General features: G+C 75.1%; 7 protein-coding genes and 1 pseudogene. 4 read left to right on the top strand and 4 right to left on the bottom strand.

Annotation, left to right across the window (positions count from 1 at the left end; translation table 11 throughout):
* Positions 1–14: 14 nt before the first annotated feature.
* From BLW76_RS20570 to BLW76_RS20555, 4 genes are all read left to right on the top strand, one after another.
* Positions 15–647 (top strand): hypothetical protein, encoded by a 633-nt coding sequence (locus BLW76_RS20570; RefSeq protein ID WP_143060657.1) that lies wholly within the window; start codon positions 15–17, stop codon positions 645–647.
* Between the two features lie 18 nt (positions 648–665).
* Complete coding sequence (locus BLW76_RS20565) at positions 666–1,115, top strand: hypothetical protein (RefSeq protein WP_091309814.1); 450 nt, start codon at positions 666–668, stop codon at positions 1,113–1,115.
* A 309-nt stretch (positions 1,116–1,424) separates the two neighbouring features.
* Positions 1,425–3,326: a hypothetical protein gene (locus BLW76_RS20560; protein ID WP_091309810.1), complete on the top strand. Its 1,902-nt coding sequence runs from the start codon at positions 1,425–1,427 to the stop codon at positions 3,324–3,326.
* Positions 3,327–3,348: 22 nt separating this feature from the next.
* Positions 3,349–4,932 carry an ABC transporter substrate-binding protein gene (locus tag BLW76_RS20555; protein WP_091309807.1) on the top strand — a complete coding sequence of 528 codons (1,584 nt, stop codon included), beginning with the start codon at positions 3,349–3,351 and terminating at the stop codon, positions 4,930–4,932.
* A 278-nt stretch (positions 4,933–5,210) separates the two neighbouring features.
* Here BLW76_RS20555 and BLW76_RS20545 read toward each other — a convergent pair whose 3' ends face one another.
* The 4 genes and pseudogenes from BLW76_RS20545 to BLW76_RS20500 all read right to left on the bottom strand — a co-directional run bounded on the left by BLW76_RS20545 (position 5,211) and on the right by BLW76_RS20500 (position 22,124).
* Positions 5,211–5,468, bottom strand: a complete 258-nt coding sequence (locus tag BLW76_RS20545; protein WP_091309801.1) for a hypothetical protein — start codon at positions 5,466–5,468, stop codon at positions 5,211–5,213.
* Positions 5,465–11,614, bottom strand: a complete 6,150-nt coding sequence (locus BLW76_RS20540) for a type I polyketide synthase (RefSeq protein WP_091309798.1) — start codon at positions 11,612–11,614, stop codon at positions 5,465–5,467. The genes BLW76_RS20545 and BLW76_RS20540 overlap by 4 nt, the downstream gene beginning before the upstream one ends.
* A gap of 2 nt (positions 11,615–11,616) precedes the next feature.
* Positions 11,617–20,922 (bottom strand): annotated as a pseudogene (locus BLW76_RS49755) (type I polyketide synthase); the annotation flags it as partial.
* 101 nt (positions 20,923–21,023) lie between these two features.
* Positions 21,024–22,124: an HAD-IIIC family phosphatase gene (locus BLW76_RS20500; protein ID WP_091309795.1), complete on the bottom strand. Its 1,101-nt coding sequence runs from the start codon at positions 22,122–22,124 to the stop codon at positions 21,024–21,026.
* Positions 22,125–22,127: the final 3 nt, after the last annotated feature.

The raw sequence follows: 22,127 nt of genomic DNA, 5'->3' as shown, positions 1-22,127 counted from the left end.
GGAAAGAGACGGACATGAGAAACCGTGTGTGGGAAACGTGCACCCGGACCGCGGTGGCGCTCGCCGTCAGCGCGCTGACCTTGACCACGAGCGCGGCGGTGGCGTCCGCCGCGCCGGCCGGCACCGTCGCCCAGTCGAGCCCGGCCGCGCTCGACGTGTCCCACGGCCGGTTCGACCTCGTCCTCCCGGCCGCGCGGACCGCCCGCACCGCGGCCGACGACGAAGTCACCGCGTACCACGGCTTCAGCACCTTCCAGAGCCTGACGATCCAGTCGCAGGGCTTCGACATCGAAGGGCGCATCCAGGGCCGGCTCCGCAGCTACAACTTCAAGAGCCTGTGGCAGGTCTACAACCTGCCGTCGTCGTCCGGCTGGAAGGTGTGGGTGGCCAGCTTCAAGAAGGACACCAGCCAGAGCGTCCTGAAGGAGACCTTCCGCAGCGAGCAGCTGATCGACGTCATGATCGACATCAAGTTCCGGGTCTCGGCCGCCAACCTGCACGGCGTGTCCACCCTGCGGATCGGGTTCGAGACGCTGCGGCTCAACTTCAACGGCACGACCAAGGACTTCACGGTCGTCAACGGCGCGTCCGGCGGCGCCAAGGACCAGAACAACAACGACGTCCCGGTGGACTTCGAGCCGGTCTGACCGGCCAAGGGGGTCAGCATGCTTTCCATCGGGACAACCCTCGCGACGTCCGCCGCGACCATGGCGCTCCTGGCCGGCGGCTCCACAGCCGCGCAGGCGGCCGACGCGCACTTCGTGCCGGAAGCCACCGAAGCCGGCTGGGACGGCGTCGCCGCCACCGTCACCTTCCAGGAGGTGGACGTCGCGCTGGAGGCCGAGGCGACCACGATCTCCGTCAAGGTGACGGTCGACGTGAACGTCACCTGCACGCGCGGTCAGTCGATCCTCGACATCCGCAAGTCGGCGACCGCCCTGGAGGTGGCGGAGTACCCGCTGGCCGAGGACGGCACGGTCGCGGGGACGGCCAAGCTGCCCCTCGAGGTGACCGGCCTGAAGGTTCCCGGCTATGCGTGCGTGACGCGGAACCTGACGATCACGGCGGCTTTGGAGGACTTCTGGACCGGCGCCACCCTGGTCCACGAGACCTGACCGCCGTCACGAAGGCCCTGGCGTGGTCTCGGTGGCCCCCCGACGAGACCACGCCGGGCTCCGCCCTCTCCACAGCGGACCCCCACCGGCAGGGTCGGACGCACCCGCGACCGGCCGACACCGGGCACAGCCATCCGGCAGAGCCGGTTACTCCGCGTGCCGGACACTGCGGCATTCAGGTCATCCGCGCGGCGTTCGGCTGACCTTCGGCGATATTCCCCCATTCTTGTTCTCCGATCGGCGCGGAAAAAGATAAGGTGCCGGTCTTCGCAGGGGAGCGCGAAGAGCGAATGGCGTCGAGGGGGACACATGTTCGTGGGCCGGACGTCGGTCCTGGAGCTGATCGGCGAGCTGACCGAACCACGCGGGGAAAACGATCCGCCCGGTCCGCGGCCGGTCCTGTTCCTGACCGGCTGCGGCGGGTCCGGACGCACCGCGATCCTCGAGGAGGCGCTGCGGACCTGGCGGGAACGCACGGCTTCCGTGCTGGTCCAGCCACTGCTGCCGGACGGCGACCGGACGTCGCTGCGGCCGCTGCTGACGTCGATCATGCTCGGCCTGGGCGTCGGCGTCCCGGGATATCGGGTCACCTTTCCCCGTTCCCTGGTCGCCCAGCTGGCCATCACCGCGGATTTCGCCGGCCTCCCACCCGGCGACCAGCTGATCCGGCTGCGTGAACGGCTCAACGAATACAAACGCAGGCCCGCACTCGACGGTTTCCTCACCGACCTCGCCCGCGATTCGTTCGCCCTCGTGCACGTCCAGGTGCCCGGGCTGTCCGACCTGGTGCCCCGGCTGGCGGCGGAAGTCACCCGGAGCACCCTCAACCGCCTCTACCGCGGCCGCCTGCTGACGCGGTTCTCCTGGGGCGACGCCGTGGACTGGTTCCGGCACCTGGACCAGGACTTCGCCCGCAACAGCGAGACCACGCTGATCGAGCTCGGCACCCGGGCCAAGAGCGCCGACCCGCTGGTCCGCCGGAGCGTGGACGACGTCCTGGTCGCCGCGTTCCTGGCCGACCTGCGCCGCAGCCACGCCCGGATCCGGGGACGACCGCCGCAGATGCTCCTGCTGCTCGACGACGGCGACGTCCCCGAAGCCGCCACCTTCGTCCGCTCGCTCCTGCAGGTGCGCCAGGCGATCGCCGCCAGCAGGCCGACGCCGGAGAACCGGCTGCCCGATCCGCTCATGGTGGTCACGACCAGCTCGGGGCCGGCCGCGGTGGGTGCCGTGCCGTGGGCGGGCACCGCTCCGGTGGCCGGCCCGAAGGTGCGGGTCGACGTCACCGACCTGACTGCCGCCGAAGTGCTGCAGCTGTCCCGCAGCCACGACTGGACGACTTCGGAACGCACCGCGAGCGTGGCGTTCCGGCTCACCCGCGGCCACGCCGCCGCCACCGGGTTCGTGCTGCGCAGGCTGGGCGAGAACCCCCGGCTGCTCGACGATCCGAACGCGCTCCTGGACGGTACGGGCCCGGACGGCGACGTGCCGGTCGCCCGGCATCTGCTGCGCCTGATCGCCGGTGACCTCGACGCGCACCGGAGGCCGGACGAGGCCGCGGTCGAGGCACTGATCACCTTGGCGGCCGCCCGGACCTGGCAGGAGGCGGCGGCGCTCGTTTCCCTGCTGCCACCGCCCTTCGACCTCGGCTCGCCGCTCTACACCTCGCCGACCCTGTGGCCCGCCGCCGGCGACGGCGAACGCCGGCTCCACCCGCTGGCCCGCTACCTCGGCCTCCGGGCACTGGCCGCCCGCCCGGACGCGCAGACCGGCTGGGAAGGCGTTTTCCGGCTCCTGCGCGGGAAAACCCACCCGGACGACCACGCCGGACGGTGGCACCACGAACGGATGCTGGGCGGCCGCGCCAAAGTCGCGAACGAGCTGGCCGGCCTGCTGCCCGAACGGTCCTCCGCGGAGTGGCTGGCGCTGTTCGACGCCGTGGTCGGCTCCCCCGACCCCCGGGTGACCGACCCGGCGGAGCTCCGGGGTCTCGGCCGGCCGCCGACCCCGGCCGGGCACACCGACGCGTTGCTCGGCATCGTGCCCGCGCTGGAGCGCGACCCGTGCGTGACGCGGGTCGGGGACATCACCGCCCTGCGCCAGCTGGCCGCCCACCGCTTCCGCATGCTGGCCGGCACCGAAGGGGTGGCGGACCCGCAGCCGTTCCTCGACCGGGCCGACCGCTACGCCGCGGACGGCGGCTGGTACTGACACTGTCCCGAAAGGACCGACTTTGCCTTCCCGCCACCGATGGCTGATCATCCCCGACCCGAACCGGCCTTTCCCGCACCGCCGCACGGACTGGCTGCGGCCGGCCGCCACGCTCGTCGTCGCGCTCCTGGTGGCGGGCGGGCTCGTCTTCCAGCAGCCGCTGCAGCGGGCGTTCACCTGCGGCTGGTTCGACGGCTCCGCCTGGTCGGCCGGCGGTGAGTGCGTCGGGCTCAGCGACGGCTCGGACGACTTCGCCCTCGACCGCTTCGCCGCCGTGCTGCGCGTGGTCGAGCAGCAGAACGCCGCCGCGGCGGACCGCTGCGACCCCCGGGGCACCCCGGTGACCGTCGGCGTGCTGCTGACGCTGACCGACCGCAACGCCGGCGGGCGCGCGGTGCACGAGCTCGAAGGGATGGCCGCCGGGCAACGGCACGCCAACGACACCGGCTGCCTGCACCCGATGCGGCTGGTGGTCGCGAACGTCGGCGCGTACGGGCCGGACAACGAAGCCGTCGAGGTGGCCCGGGAGCTCGCCGAAGACCCGGACGTCGTGGCGGTGGCGGGGCTCGGGCTGAGCCAGCAGCGCTCGGCCGAGGTGGCGGACCTGCTCGCCGAGGCGAAGGTCCCGATGGTGGCCGACCTGATCACCGCCGAGGGGTTCGACCAGACCGGCTCGCGCGACGACGAGCCGGACTTCCGCGCGTGCGACGCCGACATCACCTACCCCCGCGGCATCGGGAAGGACTACTACTACCGCGTCGCCTACCGCAACGCCGTCCAGATCGAGCAGCTCGCCGCGGTGCTGCCGGGCCGGCCGGACTTCATCATGGTGCCCACCGGCGGCTCCGACCCGTACACGTGCACGGCGCTGCCGGTGATGCAGCGCCGCTTCGGCGGCAAGATCACCGAAGTCAAGTTCGACGCCGACGAAGCGAGCACGGTCCCGCTGACCGCGCAACGGATCTGCGGAACGGCGAAGGACGTCGAGGTGCTCTACATCGCCCGCGGCGGCGACCTCGCCCGGTTCCTCTTCAGCCTCGACGAGGCGTTCCTCGGCGGCCGGTGCGCGGCCACGTCGGTCACGGTGGTCAGCACGTCCGACGGCCTGCGCGTCCGCTCGCCGGAGGACAACGCGATGCTGGAAGACCTCCGCCTGCGGGCCCTGCGGTCGCCGAGCTTCACCGACGGCCGGATCCGCCTGATCTCGACGCTCGTCTCCGGCGCCGACCGCTTCCGCGGCGACAACCCGGGCTTCCGCGACCTCGAGCGGGCCTTCGCCGGCGCGGGCTTCGACGCAGCCCACCTCGACGACGGCTGGGCGGTCAACGGCTACGACGCGGTGACGACGATTTCGGCGGCGCTGCGGACGCTCCCGTCGACGAAGCCGGTCCAGCGCAGCCAGGTCAACACGGCCATCAGCGGCTTTTCCACGAGCGGCCAGGCGGTGGCGGGCGCGGGCGGCCCCATCACGTTCGACAACAGCGGCAACCGCGCCGACGCGGGACCACCGGTGGTCCGGGTGTGCCCCCTGCCCCGGCCGAGCGGCGACCAGGCACCACGCACGCCGAGCACGATCGTCCGGCCGGGCACACCACCGACCTGCTGACCGGCGGGTGCCGCCTCCCGCCCGACGCGGAATGTCCGGGCCGCCTTGCCGATGCGCCCCAATGTGGCGTTCGGTGCGTCCAGCGCACCCAATGTGGCGTTCGGTGCATCCAACGCACCCAATGTGGCGTTCGGTGCATCCAACGCACCCAATGTGGCGTTCGGTGCATCCAACGCACCCAATGTGGCGTTCGGTGCATCCAACGCAACCAACGCCACATTGGGGCGTTTGAGCCGGGCCCCTGTCAACGGATCTCGGACGGGCGACGCTGGCCGCACTCACCGGCCGGCCAACGCCGCCCGGCCCGCGGCCGTCAGTTCCGCCCGGACCCGGGTGCGCGGCGGGGCCGGATGGGCCGGCGCCACCAGACCCGTGTGCGCCAGCTCGTGGGCCGTGGTCTGGTCGCAGCACGGGAGCCCGTCCACGTACAGGTCCGGCTCCACGCTCACCGTCAGCTGCGCGCGGCCCGCCGCCACCGCACGCAGCATCGCCACGGCCCGGTCGGTCAGGACCGGTGGTCTCGTCGCGGTCGTCATGGGCCCGTGATGCCGAGCTCGGTGTCGAGCATCGAGAAGATCTCGTCGTCCGTCGCCCCGTCCAGGTGCTCGTCGTCCGGTTCGCCGGGGTTGAGGTCCGCCACCAGAGCCTCGAGCCGCGCCACGATCTTCGCCTTCTCGGCCGGATCCTGGACCGCCGCCAGCAGGGGGCGCAAGCCGTCCAGGGCCGTGAACACCTGTGGGGGACCGGTCAGCTCGCGGGCCAGGTGGGCCGCCAGCGCGGCCGGCACCGGGTGGTCGAACACCAGGGTCGGGGACAGCTTGAGCCCCGTCGCCGCGCTCAGCCGGTTGCGCAGTTCCACCGCCGTCAGGGAGTCGAACCCGAGGTCGCGGAACGAGCGCTCCGCCCCCACCGCGTCCGGGCCCGCCATGCCGAGCACCAGCGCCGCCTGGGTCCGCACCGCCCGCAGCAGCGCCCGCTCCCGCTCTTCCGGCGCGAGCCCGGCGAGGCCGGGGTCCGCGGCCGGGGCGCCGGTCCGGCGGCGCGGGGGACGCCGGGTCAGCCCCGACAGCAGCGGCGCCGAGCCGCCGGACACCCTGGCCGGGACGACGAACGGCGCCGCGCCGGCCAGTGCCGTGTCGAGCAGGGCCAGGCCGTCGGCGTCGGACAACGGCCGCAGGCCGCGGTCCGCGAGCCGGGTCCAGTCCACTTCGGACAGTTTGCCCGCCATGCCGTCCGCGCGGTCCCACGGACCCCAGGCCAGCGCCGTCGCGGGCAGGCCGGCGGCCCGGCGGTGCAGCGCCAGCGCGTCGAGGAAAGCGTTTGCGGCCGCGTAGTTGCCCTGCCCTGGCGTGCCCCAGATCCCGGACACCGACGAGAACAGCACGAAGGCGTCGAGGTCCTGGTCCCGGGTCAATTCGTGCAACAGCCGGGCGGCGTCCGCCTTCGGCCGCAGGACCGCGGCGAGCCGCTCCGGCGTCAGGGCCTCGACCGGCGCGTCGTCCAGCACGCCCGCGGTGTGCACTACCGCCCGCAGCGGGGCCGACGCGGGGATCGCGCCGAGCACGGCCGTCATCCCGGCGCGGTCGGCGGCGTCGCAGGCGACGACCCGGACCGCCGCACCCCGGCCGGCCACGGCCGCGACGGTCGCGGGCATGCCCTCGGCGGCGATGCCCCGCCGGGACGTCAGGACGACGTTCCGCGCGCCGCGGGCGACGTGCGGCGCGACGAGCCCGCCGAGACCACCGGAGGCACCCGTCACCAGCACCGTCCCGGGCCGGGGCGCCGCCGGGAGCGTCAGCACGACCTTGCCGACGTTGCGGCCCTGGCTCAGGAACCGGAACGCTTCGGCCGCCTGCCGCACGTCCCAGCACGTGACCGGCAGCGGCCGCAGCACCCCGGACGCGAACAGCGGGCTCAGCGCGGCCAGCACCGGCCCCATCCCCGCCGCCCCCGTCTCCAGCAGGTCGAACGCCCGGTACCAGACGCCATCGGGGTCGCGGAGGTCGGTCTTGCCCATCTCCACGAACCGGCCGCCCGGCGCCAGCAGCCGCAGCGATGCGTCGACGAACTCGCCGGACAGCGCGTTGAGCACCACGTCGACACCACGCCCCTCGGTCGCCGCGCGGAAGACGTCCTCGAACTCGAGGGTCCGCGACGACGCCACCCGGTCGCACCCGCCCAGCACGGGCCACTTCGCCGGGCTCGCCGTGCCGAACACCCGGGCGCCGAGGTGCCGGGCCAGCTGGACCGCCGCCTGTCCCACGCCACCGGCGGCCGCGTGCACCAGCACGGATTCGCCGGCCGTGAGCCTGGCCAGCCCGGCCAGGCCGTGGTGGGCCGTCGCGAACGCCACCGGCGCCGCCGCGGCCTCCGCCCACGACCACCCGGCCGGTTTCGGGATCACCAGCCGGGCGTCCGTCACGGCGGTCGGCGCGAAGGCGCCGGTGAAGATCCCCATGACCGCGTCCCCGGCGGCCAGGCCGGAAACCTCGCTGCCCACCTCGACGACGACGCCGGCCGCCTCCAGCCCGAGCGGTCCCGCCGGGCCGGGGTACATGCCCAGCACGGTCAGCACGTCCCGGAAGTTCACGCCGGCCGCGCGCACCGCGACCCGCACCTCACCCGGCCCGAGCAACCGCTCTGCCGACGCCTGCAGCGTGAGTGCCTCCAGGGTGCCCTGGCTCGCGTAGCCGAGTGCCCAGGGCCCGGCCGGCGCCGCGAGTTCCGCGGTGCCCCGGACGAGCCGCGGGACCCGCAGTTCGCCGCCGCGCACCGCGAACTCGGCCTCGCCCAGCCCGGCCCCGGCGGCGAGCAGGCCGCCCGCGGTCGCGGGATCGTCCACATCGGACAGCAGGAGCCGGCCGGGGTGTTCGGCGGCCGCGGTCCGCAGCAGGCCCCAGGCCGGGGCCGCGGCGGGCCGCACCGGCGCGCCGGGCCCGGCGTCGACCGCGCGTTCGGTGACGGCCAGCAGCCGCGCCGCGGCGAGCTCGTCCAGCGCCAGCCAGGTCTGCACGAGCTCCAGCGCCGCGGCGGCCGGGCTGTCGGAGTCCGGCACGCGCACCACGACGGTCGACGGCGCTTCGGCGCCCGCGCGGACGGCCTCGGCCAGCTCGCCGAGCGAGGCACCGCGCCGGGCGCCGGGGACGTCCGGCGCGCCGTCGAGCACGACCCAGCCGCTGGTCTCCGGGGTGCCGGGTGCTTCGGCCTGCTGCCACTCCAGCCGGAAGAGCGCGTCGCGGACGACGGCGGCGGTGCCCGGCGTGAAGTCGCGCAGGGTCAACGACCCGGCGGTGACGACCGGGTGGCCGGCGCTGTCCGCCAGCGTCACCGCCACGCCCCCGCCGTCCGCCGGGGCGAGGCGGACGCGCGCGGCGGTCGCGCCGGTGGCGTGCACCACCACGTCCGACCACGCGAACGGCACCCGAGTACCGCCGTCCAGGCCGAGGACGTGCAGGGCGGCGTCGAACAGCGCCGGGTGCACGGCGTACCCGCCGTCGATGCCTTCCGGCAGCGCGACCTCGGCGAACAGCTCGTCGTCGCGCCGCCAGGCGGCTGTCACGCCGCGGAACGCCGGCCCGTAGGCCAGGCCCGCTTCGGCCAGGGCCGGGTAGAAGCCGTCGAGGTCGAGCGGAGTCGCTCCGGCGGGCGGCCACTGCGCGAGGCCGGGTGCGGTGCCGACGTCCGGGGCGAGGACACCGGCCGCGTGCCGCGTCCAGGCGCCGCCGTCGTCCGGGCGGGCGTACACGGCCAGGTCGCGGCGGCCGTCGTCGCCGGGCGCCGCGACGGTCACCTGCACCTCGACCCCACCGCGGCCGGGCAGCGCCATGGGGCTCTCGATGAGCAGTTCGGCCACCCGCGGGCAGCCCGCCTCGTCCCCGGCCCGGACAGCCAGCTCGACCAGCGCGGTCCCGGGGACCACCACGGACCCGGCGACGACGTGGTCGGCCAGCCACGGGTGGGAGCGCAGGGAGATCCGCCCGGTCAGGAGCAGCTCTTCGCCGCCCGCGACGTCCAGCGCGGTGCCGAGCAGCGGGTGGCCGGCGGCCTCCGGCGCTGTCCCGTCCAGCCACAACCGGGTGCGCTGGAAGGCGTACGTCGGCAGCTTGACCCGGCGGGCTCCGGCGCCGTCGAAGAACCCGGCCCAGGAGACCGTGCGGCCGCGGACGTGCAGCCCCGCGAGCGCCGAGGTCACCGTCACCGGCTCGGGCCGGTTGCGGCGCAAGGCCGGGAGCCACACCTCGCCGTCGGCCGGGACCACCATCGGGGTCAGCGCGGCGTCCGGCCCGATCTCGACGAACGTCCGGACACCGTGGGACCGCAACGACTCCACCATGTCCCCGAACCGCACCGGCTCCCGCACATGCCGCACCCAATACGCGGGATCGGTCACCGCACCGGCGACCAACGGCAGCCGCGGCTCGTGGTAGGTCACCGAGGCCGTCACCTCGCCGAACTCCGCCAGCATCGGCTCCATCAGCGGTGAGTGGAACGCATGCGACACCGACAGCCGCTTCGTCCGCGTGCCCGTCTCAGCGAGGCGCGCAGCCGCGGCCAGGACGTCACCCTCCACTCCGGACACGACGATCGACCGCGGCCCGTTGACCGCCGCCACCGCCGCTCCCGGGAAGTCCGCCAGCACCGCGAGCACCTCGTCCTCGCTCGCGGTCACCGCGACCATCGCGCCCCCGCGCGGCAACGCCTGCATCAGCCGGCCGCGCGCGGTGACCAGGCGGGCGGCGTCGGCGAGGGACCACACCCCCGCCGTGTACGCCGCGGCCAGCTCGCCGATCGAATGCCCGGCCACGACGTCCGGCTCGATCCCCCACGACTTCAGCAGCGCGACGAGCGCGACCTCGACCGCGAACAGCCCCGCCTGCGCCCATTGGGTCTCGTCGAGCAGGTCACTGTCCACAACGGACTTCACGGGCCGGCCGAGGTGGCGGTCCAGTTCCGCGCACACTTCGTCGAAGGCCGCCGCGAAGACCGGATACGCCTCGTACAGCTCCCGGCCCATGCCCCGCCGCTGCGCGCCCTGGCCGCTGAACACGAAGGCGGTCCTGCCCGCCGTCCCGGCTGTCCCGGTGACGACGTTCGGCGCTTCCTCGCCGTCGGCGAGCTCGGCGAGCCCGGCGCGCAGCTCGGCGGGGTCGCGGCCGGTCACCACGGCACGGTGCGGCAGGCTCGCCCGGCCGGCGGCCAGCGACCAGCCGATGTCGGCCGGGTCCCGCTCCGCCGCCGCGGCCAGCCGCCGGGCCTGGGCGGCCAGCGCCTCCGGGGTCCGCGCCGACACCGGCCACGCCACCGCCGGCAGCGTGCGGACCGCGTCCGGAACCGGCTCGGGCTCGGGGGCCTGTTCCAGGACGACGTGCGCGTTGGTGCCGCTGATCCCGAACGACGACACCGCCGCCCGGCGCGGCCGCCCGTGGTCCGGCCACGGCGTCGCTTCGGTGACCAGCCGGACGGTGCCCGCCGACCAGTCCACTTCGGACGTCGGCGCGGCGGCGTGCAGGGTCGGCGGGACGACGCCGTGCCGCAGCGCGGAGACCAGCTTGAGGATGCCGGCCACCCCGGCCGCGGCCTGGGTGTGGCCGATGTTCGACTTGACCGTGCCGAGCAGCAACGGCGTCTCGCGGCCGGTGCCGTACGCGGCGATCAGGGCCTCGGCCTCGATCGGGTCGCCCAGCCGGGTGCCCGTGCCGTGCCCTTCGACGACGTCCACATCGGACGGTTCCAGCTCCGCGTCGGCCAGCGCCGCGCGGATGACGCGCTGCTGCGCCGGGCCGTTCGGGGCGGTCAGGCCGTTGGACGCGCCGTCGGAGTTCACCGCGCTGCCGCGGATCACCGCCAGCACCTCGTGCCCGTGCCGCCGGGCGTCGGAAAGCCGTTCCAGCACGAGCATCCCGGCGCCTTCGGCCATGCCCATCCCGTCGGCCGACGCGCCGTAGGCCTTGCAGCGACCGTCGGAGGCGAGGCCCTGCTGGCGGGTGAACCAGACCAGCCACTCCGGGGTCGAGTGCACGGTCACGCCGCCGGCCAGCGCCAGCGCGCACTCCCCCGCGCGCAGGGCGCGGGCCGCGAGGTGCACGGCGACCAGCGAAGACGAGCACGCCGTGTCCACCGTGACCGCCGGGCCTTCGAGGCCGAGGGTGTAGGCGATCCGGCCGGACAGCACGCTGGTCGTGAGGCCGGTCAGCAGGTGCCCGCCGCGGACGTCGTCGTGCAGCGAGCCGGCGGGGCCGCCCGCGTAGCCGGACGCGAACGCGCCGGCGAACACGCCGACGTCGGCGCCCTTCAGGGTGGCGGCGTCGATCCCGGCGTGTTCGAGGGCTTCCCAGGACACCTCCAGCGCGAGCCGCTGCTGCGGGTCCATGGTCAGGGCCTCGCGCGGGCTGAGGCCGAAGAACTCCGGGTCGAAGCCCGCGATGTCGCGGAGGAACCCGCCGGCGCCGTCGAGGTCCCAGCCGCGGTCGGCGGGGTAGCCCCCGATGGCGTCGGTCCCGGCGGCGACGAGGTCCCAGAGGGCGTCGGCGTCGTCCGCCCCGCCGGGCAGCCGGCAGGCGGTGCCCACGATGGCCACCGGTTCCCGCGCGCGGTCTTCGGCGGCCCGCAGCCGTTCCCGCGTCGTCGCCAGCTCGGCGCTGACGCGCTTGAGGTAGTCGCGAAGCTTGGTTTCGTCGGCCATTCTCAGCTCCCCAGCTGGCTGTCGATGAAGGCGAACATGTCGTCGTCGCCGGCCGCCGCCAGCCGGTCGGCGACGGCCTCGCCGGCCGCTTCGGCCGGGTCGAGGCGGGCGAGCAGCCCCCGCAGCCGGGTGACGAGCCGCGCGCGGGCGACGTCGTCGGTCACGGCCGGCGCGGTGGTCTCGACGCGGTCCAGGTCGGCGAACGCGGCCGGCACCGGGTCCGGGTCGCCGGTCAGCTCGCGTTCGAGGTGGCGGGCCAGCGCCTCGGGCGCGGGGTGGTCGAACACGACGGCCGGGGACAGCGGCACGCCGGTCGCCGCGTGCAGGCGGTTGCGCAGCTCGACCGCCGTCAGCGAGTCGAACCCCTGCTCGCGGAACGAGCGCGTGGCCTCGACGCCCTCGGGGTCGCCCATGCCGAGGACGAGCGCGGCCTGGGTCCGGACGAGCTGCAGCAGGGCCGGCAGCCGCTCGCCGGGCGGGAGGGCGCCGAGCCGGTCGGCCAGGCCGGCTTCGGCGGGTGCCGGGCGCGGAGCCGGGCGGCGGACGAGGGCGGACAGCAGCGGCGGTGGCTCGTCGCCGGCGTCGACCCGGGCCGGGACGAGGGCCGCTTCGCCGGTGTGCAGCGCCGCGTCGAGCAGGGCGAGGCCGTCGGCGTCGGACAGCGGGCGCAGGCCCTGCCGGGCCAGCCGCGCCCAGTCCACTTCGGACAGTGTGCCCGCCATGCCGCCGGCGTGCTGCCACGGGCCCCAGGCCAGCGCCGCCGCGGGCAGCCCGAGGTGACGGCGGTGCGCGGCGAGCGCGTCGAGGAAGGCGTTGGCCGCGGCGTAGTTGCCCTGGCCGGGGTTGCCCCAGATCCCGGCGACCGAGGAGAAGAGCACGAACTGCTCCAGCGCGAGGTGCCGGGTCAGCTCGTGCAGCAGCCACGCACCGCCTGCCTTCGGCCGCAGCACGGCCGCGATCCGGTCCGGGGTGAGGGAGCCGACGGCGGCGTCGTCCAGCACGCCGGCGGCGTGCACGACGGCCCGCAGCGGCGCGGCGGCGGGAATCGCGTCGAGCACGGCTTCGAGGTCGGCGCGTTCGGCGACGTCACATGCGGTGACGCGCACGTCGGCGCCCGCGTCCGCCAGGCGCGCGGCCGTTTCCGCCAGGCCGGGGGCGCCGGGGCCGCGGCGGGAGAGCAGGAGCAGCCGGCGGCCCGGGCGCGCGAGGTGCCGGGCGACGAGGGTGCCGAGGGCGCCGGAGGAGCCGGTGACCAGCACGGTGCCCGGCTCGGGCGCGGCGGGGACGGTCAGCACGACCTTGCCGACGTTGCGGCCCTGGCTGAGGAACCGGAACGCCTCGGCGGCCTGTCGCACGTCCCAGCACGTGACGGGCAGTGGCCGCAGCACCCCGGAGGCGAACAGCGGGCTCAGCGCGGCGAGCACCGGCCCTTCGGCACCGGATTCCAGCAGGTCGAAGGCCTGGTAGGAGACGCCGTCGGGGTCGCGGAGGTCGGTCTTGCCCATTTCGACGAACCGGCCGCCCGGGGCCAGCAGCCGCAGCGAGGCGTCGACGAACTCCCCGGAGAGGGCGTTGAGCACCACGTCGACACCACGTCCGTCGGTGGCGGCGCGGAAGGCGTCCTCGAAGTCGAGGGTCCGCGAGGAGGCGACGTGGTCGCACCCGGCGAGGTGCGGCCATTTCCGCGGGCTGGCGGTGCCGAGCACGCGCGCACCGAGGTGCCGCGCGAGCTGGACGGCGGCCTGCCCGACACCACCGGCGGCCGCGTGGACGAGCACGGACTCCCCGGCCCGGAGGCGGCCCAGCCCGACCAGGCCGTGGTGGGCGGTGGCAAAGGCAATGGGCGCGGCGGCGGCCTCGGCCCAGGACCACCCGGCAGGCTTCGGGATCACGAGATCGGCATCCGTCACGGCGGTCGGCGAGAAGGCGCCCCGGAAGATCCCCATGACGGCATCCCCGACGGCGGGCGTCTCGACCCCGTCGCCGACCTCGACGACCACACCGGCGGCTTCCAGCCCGAGCGGCCCGGCCGGGCCCGGGTACATGCCGAGGGTGGTGAGGACATCCCGGAAGTTCACCCCGGCCGCCCGCACGGCAACCCGCACTTCGTGCCGCCCGAGCGCCCGGCAGCCGCGGCCGGTACTGGCCAGGGTGAGGGATTCCAGGGTCCCCGGCCGCGCGGAGGCGAGTTCCCACCCATCGTCCCCGGGGACGGACAGCCCGGCGGTGGCCCGCACCAGCCGCGGAACTCGCAGTTCCCCATCCCGCACGGCGAACTCGGCTTCCCCCACCGCCACCCCGGCGGCGAGCAGGTCGGCAGGGGTGGCGGGGTCGTCCACATCGGACAGCAGAATCCGGCCGGGGTGTTCGGCAGCGGCGACCCGCAGGAGACCCCACGCCGCGGCGGCGGCCGGGCGGACCGGCGCGCCGGGGCCGGCGTCGACGGCGCGTTCGGTGACGATCAGGAGGCGCGAGGTGGCGAGGGCGGGTTCGGCCAGCCATTGGTGCAGGAGGCCCAGGACCGGAGCGACGCTGGAGACGGGATCGGGTTCGAGGCGGCGCGGGGCCGGTGGCTCGGCACAGCCCACCGCCGCCCCGGCCACAGACCCCGACCCCGACCCCGACCCCGACCCCGACCCCGACCCCGGCTCCGCCCCCGGCTCCGCCCCCGGCTCCGGCTCCGGCTCCGGCTCCGGCTCCGGCTCCGGCTCCGGCTCCGGACAACGCACCACGGTCACCGCCGGAACCGGCGCCCCACCCCGCACAGCCGCAGCCAGCGCCGCGATGTCCGGATACCGGGCCGGCCCGCCAGGCACCTCCGCCCCGACCACGGCCCACCCGTCCACTCCACCCGGCTCCGCCGCCACCGTCTCCCACCCGAGCCGGAACAACGCCTCGCGGGAAACCGCCGCCGCCGGGTCGAAGGGGCGCAGGACCAGGGACCCCACCGAGGCGATCGGGCTGCCCGTCGCGTCGGCCAGCGTCAGCGTCCAGCCTTCTCCCGCCGGGACCGCGTGCACCCGGGCCGCCGCCGCGCCTGGTTGGTGGACCGCCACGTCCGACCAGGCGAACGGGACCCGCGTTCCCTCCCCCGGCCCCAGTGCCACCAGCGCGTGCAGTGCCGCGTCGAACAGCGCCGGGTGCACCGCGAACCCCGCCGCCGTGCCCGCCGGGAGTGCCACCTCCGCGAAGATCTCCTCGCCGCGCCGCCACGCCGCCCGGACTCCGCGGAACGCCGGGCCGTACGCGAGCCCGGCGTCGGCCAGTGCCGGGTAGAACCCGTCGATGTCCACCGGGACCGCGCCGGCCGGGGGCCACTGCGGGAAACCGGGGGCGGGCGCGGCCGGGGCGACGCGACCCGTTGCGTGCCGCGTCCACTCGCCGCCGGCTGCCGGGCGGGCGGCTATTGCCAGCTCGCCGTCGCGCACGGTGACCTGGACGTCCGTGTCGCCGGCCGGCACCAGGGGCGTCGAGATCAGCAGCTCGGCGAGGCGCGGGCAACCGGCCGCCTCGCCCGCTCGCACGGCCAGCTCGACCAGCGCCGTCCCCGGCACCACCACCTCGCCGGCCACGACGTGGTCCGCCAGCCACGGCTGCGCGCCGCGCGAGAGCCGCCCGGTCAGCACGAGGCCGCCGTCCGCCAGCTCCACCGGCGCCCCGAGCAGCGGCCCGGCTGGGCCGCCGTCGAGCCAGTACCGGCTGTGCTGGAACGCATACGTCGGCAGCGCGACCCGCCGCGCGCCGGTTCCGGCGAAGAACCCCGGCCAGTCGAGCGTCCCGCCGCGGACGTGCACCCCGGCGGCCGCCGCCACCACAGCCTCGGGCTCCGGACGGCCGCGGCGCAGCACCGGCAGCCAGGCTTCGCCGTCCGCCGGGACCACCATCGGCGTCAGCGCCGCGTCCGGCCCGATCTCGACGAACGTCCGGACACCGTGGGACCGCAACGACTCCACCATGTCCGAAAACCGCACCGGCTCCCGCACATGCCGCACCCAGTACGCCGGATCGGTCACCGCCCCCGCAACCAACGGCAGCCGCGGCTCCCGATACGTCACCGACGCCGTCACCTCCGCGAACTCCGCCAGCATCGGCTCCATCAGCGGTGAGTGAAACGCATGCGACACCGACAACCGCTTCGTCCGCGCCCCCGCCTCTGCAAGGCGCGCGGCCGCCGCGAGCACGTCACCCTCCACACCGGACACAACAACCGACCGCGGCCCGTTCACCGCCGCCACCGCCGCACCCGGAAAATCCGCCAGCACCGCGAGCACCTCGTCCTCGCCTGCCGTCACCGCGACCATCGCACCTCCGCGCGGCAACGCCTGCATCAGCCGCCCCCGGGCCGCGACGACCCGGCACGCGTCCGGCAGCGACCACACCCCGGCGATGTACGCCGCGGCCAGTTCGCCGATCGAATGCCCGGCCACCAGCTCCGGCACGACGCCCCACGACTCGAGCAGCGCGGCCAAGGCGACCTCGATCGCGAACAATCCCGGCTGCGCCCACCCGGTTTCGTGCAGCAAGTCACTGTCCACAACGGACTTGATCGGCCGGTCGAGGTGGCGGTCCAGCTCCGCGCACACCTCGTCGAACGCCGCCGCGAACACCGGATAAGCCTCGGACAGCTCGCGGCCCATGCCCAGCCGCTGCGCACCCTGGCCGGTGCACACGAACGCGATCCGGCCGGGGTCCGCTGCGGTGCCCGTGACGACGCCGGGCGCTTCGCGGCCCTCGGCGACCGCCGCGAGCCCGGCCCGCAGCTCCTCGGCGTCACGGCCGGTGACGACCACGCGGTGGTCGAACGCCGATCGGGTGGTCGCCAGCGACCAGCCGACGTCCACGGGGTCCTGGTCGGCGCGCCCGGCCAGCCGCCGGGCCTGCGCCGCGAGCGCGTCGGCGGTCCGCGCCGACACCGGCCAGGCCACGACCGGCAGCGGCCGGGGCGCCGCGGCGGGCGCGGGGGCCGGGGCCTGTTCGAGGATCAGGTGGGCGTTGGTGCCGCTGATGCCGAACGACGACACCGCCGCCCGGCGCGGCCGGCCCCGCTCCGGCCACGGCGTCGCCGCGGTGGCCAGCCGGAGGTTCCCGGCCGCCCAGTCGACGTGGGACGTCGGCGTCGAAGCGTGCAGCGTCGGCGGGACGACGCCGTGGCGCAGCGCGGCGACCGTCTTGATGACGCCGGCGACCCCGGCGGCGGCCTGGGTGTGCCCGAGGTTCGACTTCACCGTGCCCAGCAGGATTTCCCCGTAGGTGGCGAGCAGCGCCTCCGCCTCGATCGGGTCGCCCAGCCGGGTGCCCGTGCCGTGCGCCTCGACGACGTCCACATCGGACGGTGCCAGGCCGCCGTCGGCCAGCGCGGCCCGGATCACCTGGGCCTGGGCGATGCCGTTGGGGGCGGTCAGGCCGTTGGACGCGCCGTCGGAGTTGACCGCGCTGCCGCGGATCACCGCGAGGACGTCGTGGCCGTGCCGCCGCGCGTCGGCCAGCCGCTCCAGCACGACCAGCCCGGCGCCCTCGGCCATCCCCATGCCGTCGGCCGCCGCGCCGAAGGCCTTGCAGCGGCCGTCGGAGGCGAGGCCGCCCTGCTCGGTGAACCAGGCGAGCCACTCCGGCGTCGCGTGCAGGGTCACCCCGCCGGCCAGCGCCAGCGCGCACTCGCCCGAGCGCAGCGCCCGGACGGCCAGGTGCAGCGCGACCAGGGACGACGAGCACGCGGTGTCGACCGTCACCGCGGGGCCGCGCAGGCCCAGCGCGTAGGCGATCCGGCCGGACAGCACGCTCGCGGACATCCCGGTCATCAGGTGCCCGGTCCGGTCGGCGCCGCCGTAGCCCGAGGCGAAGGCGCCCGCGAAGACGCCGACGTCCACACCGTGCAGGGAAAGCGGGTCGAGCCCGGCGTTCTCCAGGGCTTCCCACGCGACTTCGAGCAGCACGCGCTGCTGCGGGTCCATGGCGACGGCTTCGCGCGGCGAGATCCCGAAGAAGCCCGCGTCGAACCCGGCGATGTCGCGCAGGAAGCCGCCGCCGCGGCCGGCGAGGGCGCCGAGGTCCCAGCCGCGGTCGGCCGGGTAGCCGCCGACCACGTCGGTTCCGGCGGCCACGACGTCCCACAGTTCGTCGGCGCTGGTCACGTCGCCGGGCAGGCGGCAGCCGATGCCGACGATCGCGATGGCGTCGCCGGCGGCGCGGGCCGTCGTCTCGACGGTGGTGCCGCCGCCGAGTTCGGCCGCGAGGTGGGCGGCGAGCGCGGCCGGGGTCGGGTGGGCGAAGACGAGCCCGGTGGGCAGGGTGAGCCCGGTGGCGGCGGCCAGCCGGGTGCGCAGGTCGACCGCGGTGACGGAGTCGAAGCCGAGGTCTTTGAAGGTGCGCCCGCCGGGGACCGCGTCGGCGCCGCGGTGGCCGAGGATGGCCGCGGCGTGCGCGCGCACCAGCTCCAGCAGATCCCGCGTTCCGCCGCTCCCCGAGCGCCCCAATGTGGCGTTGGTTGCGTCAGACGCACCCAATGTGGCGTTCGGTGCGTCTGACGCACCGAACGCCACATTGGGGCGCCCGAGCCAGTAGCGTTCGCGCTGGAAGACGTACGTCGGCAAGTCGACTTTCCCGGCCTGAGGCAGGACGGCGGCCCAGTCCACGGCGACACCGCGGACGTACGCCTCGGCGAACGACCGCAGCAGCCGGTCCGGGCCGCCGTCGTCGCGGCGCAGGGTCCCGGTGACGGCGTTCATCGCGCCGGTGAGCACCGGGTGTGGGGACACTTCGATGAACGCCCGGTGCCCGGACGCGGTCAGGACCCGGACGGCCCGCGCGAACTCGACCGGCTCGCGCAGGCTCGCGTACCAGTACGCCGGATCGGCGGCCACCAGGCGTTCCCCGGTCATCGCCGACACCATCGGGATCCGGCCCGGCCGCGGCGAAATCCCGGCGAGGGCGTCGAGGATCTCCTCGCGCAGCTGTTCGACCTGCGCACTGTGCGACGCGTAGTCGACGGGGATCAGCCGCGTGCGAACGTCCACCGCGTCCGCGAGTTCCCGCAACGCCAACGGGTCCCCGGAGACCACACTGGACTGCGGGCCGTTCACGGCGGCGACCGAAAGCGCTTCCCCCCAGGGGACAATCCACTCCCGGACGACGTCCGCGGCCTGCTCGACCGCGAGCATCCCGCCCCGCCCGGCCAGTTTCGTCAGCACCCGCGAGCGGAGGGCGACCACCCGGGCCCCGTCCTCGAGGGACAGCATCCCGGCAACGACCGCGGCGGCGATTTCGCCTTGGGAGTGCCCCACCACGGCGTCCGGCGCGACCCCGGCCGCCTGCCACACGGCGGCGAGCGACACCATGACGGCCCACAACGCGGGTTGTACGACGTCCGCGGCTTCGAAAGGGCCATCCAGCCGCAGCTCCGTGTAGGGCGCGAGGGCCGCGGCGCATTTGGCGAGCCTGGCCGCGAACACGGGGCAGGACGCCGCCAGTTCCCGGCCCATGCCGAGCCACTGGCTGCCCTGGCCGGGGAACACGAAGACCACGGGACCGGGCTTTTCGGCGGTTCCGGTGACGACGTCGGTGGCGGGCAGTCCCGCCGCGAGGGCAGTGAGGCCGTCGGAGTGGTCACCGAGCACGACGGCGCGCTCCTCGAACGGCGACCGGGTTGTGGCCAGGGACCACGCGACGTCGGCCGGGTCGAGGTCGACGGCGTGCTCGCGGAGTGCGCGGGCTTGGGCTTCGAGGGCCCGCGGGGTCCGGCCGGACACCGGCCAGGGTGCGGGGCCGGCGGGGAGGAGTGGAAGGTGCGCGGGAGGAGGCGCGGCCGCGGGGGCTTCCTCGGCCGGCGCGCGGGTCTGGTGCGCGAGAAGGCTCGCGGCCGCCGGTGCCTCCCCAGCCAGGTGCGCAGGCACCACCGCCGGAGCCACCCCAGCCAAGTGCGCAGGCACCGCCGCCGGAGCCACCCCAGCCAAGTGCGCAGGCACCGCCGCCGGAGCCACCCCAGCCAAGTGCGCAGGCACCGCCGCCGGAGCCACCCCAGCCAAGTGCGCAGGCACCGCCGCCGGAGCCACCCCAGCCAAGTGCGCAGGCACCGCCGCCGGGGCCTCCTCGATCAGTACGTGCGCGTTCGTCCCCCCGATCCCGAATCCGGACACTCCCGCCCGCCGCGGCGTCTCGCCCGGCGACCATGCCACCGGCTCCCCCAGCAACCGCACCGCCGCCCAGTCCACGTCCGGCACCGGCTCCCCCAGACCGGGAATCCGCGGCAACACCCCGTGCCGCAACGCCAGCACCGTTTTGATCACCCCGGTCACACCGGCGGCAGCCAGGGTGTGACCGAGGTTGGCCTTCGCCGAGCCGAGCCACAGCGGACGGTCGCGGTCGCGGCCGTACGTCGCCGCCAGGGCCGCCGCTTCTGTCCGGTCGCCCAGTGGGGTTCCGGTGCCATGCGCCTCGACCATGTCCACGTCCGAAAAGGACAACCCCGCCGAAGCGAGCGCCGCCCGGATGACCGCCTGCTGAGCGTCGCCGTCAGGCGCCGTCAGGCCGTGGCTTGCGCCGTCGGAATTGATCGCCGATCCGCGGACCACGGCCAGCACCCGGTGGCCTTCGCGACGGGCAAAAGAAAGCGTTTCCAGGGCCAGCATACCGACACCTTCAGCCCACGCCGTGCCGTCGGCGTCCGCTGAGAAGGGCTTGCACCGCCCGTCGGGCGCCAACGCGCCCAGCCCCGCGAATGCCACGAACGCGCCCGGCAGCGCGTGCACCGAAACCCCGCCGGTGATCGCCAGGTCGCACTCGCCGCGGTGCAGGGCCGAGGCCGCCAGGTGCAGGGCCACCAGGGAACTCGATGCCGAGGTGTCCACTGTCAGCGCCGGGCCGCGCAGGCCGAGCGTGTAGGCGATCCGTCCGGAAAGGACACTCCCGGCCGTGCCGGTGAACAGGCGGCCCGCCTCCCCGCCGGGAGCCTCGTGCAGCCGTGGCCCGTAGTCGCGGGACTCGGCTCCGACGAACACCCCCGTGCGCGACCCGTGCAGGGCATGCGGCGGGATTCCGGCTCGCTCCAGGACTTCCCATGCGGTTTCCAGCGCCAGCCGCTGTTGCGGGTCCATCGCCACGGCGTCGCGGGGCGAAATGCCGAAGAACTCCGCGTCGAACGCGGCCGCGTCGTCGAGGAATCCGCCGGGTGGCAGGCCGGCCGGGTCCCAGCCGCGGTCCTCGGGGAACCCGCCGCCGACGTGCCTGCCCTCGGCCAGCACGCGCCACAGGTCCTCGGGCGACGTGATCCCGCCGGGGTAGCGGCAGCTCATGCCGACGATCGCCAGAGGCTCCATTCCCGCGCTCCCATCGATTTCCGTGCTGTGGCCGAGAACCGGTGCCGGACCGGGTGAGTTTCGCAGCGTCGCCGGGCACCGTAAAGGCGTCCAGGCGTTCAGCTGCCGCCGATCCCCAGCTGAACAGGCGCCGCGAGTTCGGGGGCCACCAGCGTCATCGTCGACGGCGCCGGACGGCGTTCGGGCACCAGGTGCCGGAACTCGACGTCGCCGCGGTCCACGGTGGCCGCTTCGGCCAGGCAGGGACACCCGTTGTCCGTGAATCCGGCGAATCGGTAGGCGATGTCCATCATCCGGTTGCGTTCCGTACGCCGGAAATCGGCGGCCAGGTGCACCCCGGCCCGCGCCGCGGCGTCGACGAGCCAGTTCAGCAACGCCGCCCCGGCCCCGAACGAAACCACCCGGCACGACGTCGCCAGCAGCTTCAGGTGCCACACCGAGCCGTGGTAGCCGAGCAGCAGGACGCCGACCGCGCCGTGCGGGCCGAAGCGGTCGGCCAGTGTCACCGTGAGCACCTCGTGGTCCGGGTCGGCCAGCAACGCGCGCAGGTCGGCGTCGGAGTAGTGCACGCCGGTGGCGTTCATCTGGCTGGTGCGCAGGGTCAGCTCCTCGACCCGGGTCAGGTCCGCCTCGTCCGCGCGCTTGATTTCCATGACGAGTTCCAGCGAGCGCAGGAAGTCCTCGTCCGGGCCGGCGAACGACTCCCGCTCGGCGTCGCGGCGGAACCCGGCCTGGTACATCGACCGGCGCCGCGCGGCGTCGACCGTCACCGTCCTGGGGCTGAACTCGGGCAGTCCCGGCAGTTCGAGGACCTGCGTGGCGTCGTAGCAGTGGACCTCCGGGTGGTGGTGGGCCACCTCGGCGCGTTCGGCGGGCTGGTCGTCGACGAACGCGATCGTCTTCATGGCGAAGTTGAGCTGCTCGGCGATCGCCCCGACCGACGCCGACTTCGGGGCCCAGCCGATGTGCGGCAGCACGAAGTACTCGGCGATGCCCAGCTCCTCCAGCCGGGCCCAGGCGTGGTCGTGGTCGTTCTTGCTGGCCACCGCCTGCAGGATGCCGCGGGCGTCGAGCTCGGCGACGACCGCGCGGATCTCCTCGGACAGCACGACTTCGCCGTCCTCCAGCAGCGTGCCGCGCCACAGCGTGTTGTCCAGGTCCCAGACCAGGCACTTGACCAGGGTCGGCTCGTCGGACACGGG

This window comes from Amycolatopsis tolypomycina, from assembly GCF_900105945.1.
GTDB classification, from domain to species: domain Bacteria; phylum Actinomycetota; class Actinomycetes; order Mycobacteriales; family Pseudonocardiaceae; genus Amycolatopsis; species Amycolatopsis tolypomycina.
This window is presented reverse-complemented; position numbering and strand designations above follow the sequence as displayed.

What these genes read in the sequence shown, in the direction of transcription:
- BLW76_RS20570 (WP_143060657.1), top strand. Translation starts at nt 15, where the DNA reads ATGAGAAACCGTGTGTGGGAAACGTGCACCCGGACCGCGGTGGCGCTC.
- BLW76_RS20565 (WP_091309814.1), top strand. Translation starts at nt 666, where the DNA reads ATGCTTTCCATCGGGACAACCCTCGCGACGTCCGCCGCGACCATGGCG.
- BLW76_RS20560 (WP_091309810.1), top strand. Translation starts at nt 1,425, where the DNA reads ATGTTCGTGGGCCGGACGTCGGTCCTGGAGCTGATCGGCGAGCTGACC.
- BLW76_RS20545 (WP_091309801.1), bottom strand. Translation starts at nt 5,468, where the DNA reads ATGACGACCGCGACGAGACCACCGGTCCTGACCGACCGGGCCGTGGCG.
- BLW76_RS20540 (WP_091309798.1), bottom strand. Translation starts at nt 11,614, where the DNA reads ATGGCCGACGAAACCAAGCTTCGCGACTACCTCAAGCGCGTCAGCGCC.